3 protein-coding genes are annotated in these 2,847 nt (G+C 73.6%); 2 read left to right on the top strand and 1 reads right to left on the bottom strand.

The window, feature by feature from the left end:
• Window positions 1-29: 29 nt before the first annotated feature.
• Entirely contained in the window at window positions 30-1,100 is a 1,071-nt protein-coding gene (rsgA, locus tag ACWCO3_RS33575; RefSeq protein ID WP_450013965.1) for a ribosome small subunit-dependent GTPase A, read from the bottom strand.
• Window positions 1,101-1,278: 178 nt separating this feature from the next.
• On the opposite strand from rsgA, the gene ACWCO3_RS33570 reads away from it, so the two are divergent.
• On the top strand, window positions 1,279-1,995 hold the full coding sequence (locus ACWCO3_RS33570) for a maleylpyruvate isomerase family mycothiol-dependent enzyme (protein WP_145779843.1): 717 nt from the start codon (window positions 1,279-1,281) through the stop codon (window positions 1,993-1,995).
• Between the two features lie 7 nt (window positions 1,996-2,002).
• A complete protein-coding gene (locus ACWCO3_RS33565) occupies window positions 2,003-2,656 on the top strand; it encodes an MBL fold metallo-hydrolase (protein WP_357936056.1) in 654 nt (217 codons plus the stop codon).
• The last annotated feature ends 191 nt before the right edge of the window (window positions 2,657-2,847 follow it).

Genomic DNA, 2,847 nt, shown 5'->3' with positions numbered 1-2,847 from the left:
CCACCGACATCTACACCCGTGATATAACACTACTTCCCTACACCTATCTCTTGATATCTAGCACGGCGTCGGGCCGACCGCCAGCCGCCGCGCCGCTCCGCCGCCACCCGTGCCTCCCGCCGTCGGCTCTCGTGGGCCACCTCCCCCTGCAGCCGCCGCCAACTCTCCCACCGCCGGGTGGAGAGCTCCCCGGTGTGCAGCGCCTCCCGGACCGCGCAGGCGGGCTCGCCGTCATGCCCGCAGTCGGCGTACCGGCAGCCCTCGGCCAGCCCGGCGATGTCGGCGAACGCCCGGTCGAGCCCGGCCACGCCGTCGAGCAGGCCGACCGCCCGGACACCGGGCGTGTCGATCACGGCACCCCCGCCGGGGATCGGTACGAGGGTCCGCCACGTGGTGGTGTGCCGGCCCTTGCCGTCGACCCGGCGGATCGCCTGCGTCGGCATCGTCACGGTGCCGGCGAGGGCGTTGACCAGGCTCGACTTGCCCGCGCCGGAGGGCCCGAGCAGGCCGAGCGTGCGGCCCGCGGTGACCTCGGCGCGCAGCGGGTCCAGCCCGACGCCCCGCTCGGCGCTGACCGGCAGCACCGGCACTCCGGGCGCGACATTGGCGAGTTGCCGGGCCAACGCGGCCGGGTCGGCCGCGAGGTCGGCCTTGGTCAGCACGACCAGCGGCCGGGCGCCGGACTCGTGGGCCAGGGAGAGCAGCCGTTCGATACGGCCCACGTCCGGCTCGGGGTGCACCGGCTCCACCACGGCGGCGGCGTCGAGGTTGGCGGCCAGTACCTGCCCGCTGGCGTCCTTGCCGGCGGTACGCCGGACCAGCGCGCCCCGGCGCGGCAGCACACCCTCGACGGTGACGCGACGGTCCGGCCAGTTGGTGAGCAGAACCCAGTCCCCGGCGCAGGGCAGGGCGGACGGATCCCGGGCGGCGGCGGCCAACACCACCCCGCCCAGGCTGGCCCGGACCGGGCCGGTCGCGGTGAGTACGGTGCAGACCCCCCGGTCCACCCGGGCCACCCGACCCGGGTGCTGCTCGGGACGTCGCTCGGCGTACGCCGCTCGCTCGGCGTCCCAGCCGAGGGCGGTCAGATCGATGGTCATGGCATCCTCATCGGTATTGAAGTTGGTGATGGCGGAACACGCGTGCCACGTCCGGCATGATCACCACCTCCGTCCGATGTCCCGGTGCCGCGTCTGCCGCTGACGGTAGGTCCCGGGCCGACGCGCCGAAAGCGATTTCCCCGGCGACGCCGCGACGGCGGACCGCTAGGGTCGACGGGTGACCACGGATCCGCTGTTGCTGATGGGCGAGGTGGACGCGGCCACCAGCCGACTTCTGCGTACCGCCGCTTCTTTCGACGCCGCGGACCTGGCCGCGGCGTCGCTGCTGCCGGGCTGGACGCGCGGCCACGTGCTGGCGCACCTGGCGCGCAACGCGGACGGCTTCGTGAACCTGCTCACCGCGGCCCGCACCGGACGGGACCTGCCGATGTACGCCTCGCTGGAGGTCCGCGCGACGGACATCGAGACCGGTTCGGGCCGACCGCCCGCCGCGCACCTGGACGACCTGCGGCGCAGCGCGGACCTGTTCGCCGAGGCGGTGGCGGCGATGCCGGCCGAGGCGTGGGCGGCGACGGTGCAGGCGCGCAGGGGCCCCTGGCCGGCCGCGCTGCTCGTCTGGGGCCGCCTCCGCGAGATCGAGGTGCACCATCTCGACCTGGCCGCCGACTACCGGGCCGCGGACTGGTCGGACACGTTCACCCACCGGCTGCTGCGTGAGGCGGCCAGCCACCACGCCATGGGGCCGACGCCGCCGTCGGTGGTGCTGCGTCTCGACGGCAGCGCGCACGAGGTGGTCATCGGTGACCGTGACGGCGCCCCGATCGTCGCCGGTCCCGCCCCCGACCTCGCCGCCTGGCTGATCGGCCGCGCCGACGGCGCCCCGCTCTCCGTCACCCCTGACGGTCCCCTGCCTACTCCACCGGAATGGATCTGAAAACGTCATGACATACAGCGGAGACGTCACCCACGGCGGAGCGCCGGCGGTACGCGAGCTGGACGGGCTCACCATCAGCAAGCTGTCGGTGGGTCCGATGGACAACAACGCCTACCTGCTGCGCTGCACGAGCACCGGGGAGCAGGTGCTGATCGACGCCGCCAACGAGGCGCCCCGGCTGCTGGAGCTGGTCGGCGACGGCGGGCTCGCCGCTGTGGTGACGACCCACCAGCACATGGACCACTGGGTGGCGCTGGAGGAGGTGGTCGCCAAGACCGGCGCCCGGGCGCTGGTGCACACCGACGACGCTGCCGGGCTGCCGATCGAGGCGGAGCGTCTGTCCGATGGCGACACCGTGCCGGTGGGCGACTGCGCACTGGAGGTCATCCACATCAAGGGGCACACCCCGGGCTCGATCGCGCTGCTCTACCGCGACCCCGCCGGCACCCCGCACCTCTTCACCGGCGACAGTCTCTTCCCGGGTGGCGTTGGTAACACCGACAAGGACCCGGAGCGCTTCGCCGCGCTGATCGACGACGTCGAGCACAAGCTGTTCGACCAGCTGCCGGACGACACCTGGTTCTACCCGGGCCACGGCAAGGACAGCACCCTGGGCGCGGAACGCCCCGCCCTCCCCCAGTGGAAGGCAAGAGGCTGGTAGCCCCAAAGATCAAACCCCCGTCGGGGCCGGCACGACCAGACGTAGGTCAAGCACAACGGGGGCGGGGGCCCGCCGTGCCCGGCGCAGGGATCAAGCCTGACCGCCCGGCTCTCGGTCGCCTGGGGCGCCTGGGACGGCGGCGGACTGGCCGACGGTCGCTTCGGTGACCTGCTGGACCGGCACGGCATGCC

Source organism: Micromonospora sp. NPDC002411 (genome assembly GCF_053592955.1).
Note: the sequence above shows the minus strand (reverse complement) of the source record. Positions and strands in the feature narration are given on the sequence as shown.

What these genes read in the sequence shown, in the direction of transcription:
- rsgA (WP_450013965.1), bottom strand. Translation starts at nt 1,100, where the DNA reads ATGACCATCGATCTGACCGCCCTCGGCTGGGACGCCGAGCGAGCGGCG.
- ACWCO3_RS33565 (WP_357936056.1), top strand. Translation starts at nt 2,003, where the DNA reads ATGACATACAGCGGAGACGTCACCCACGGCGGAGCGCCGGCGGTACGC.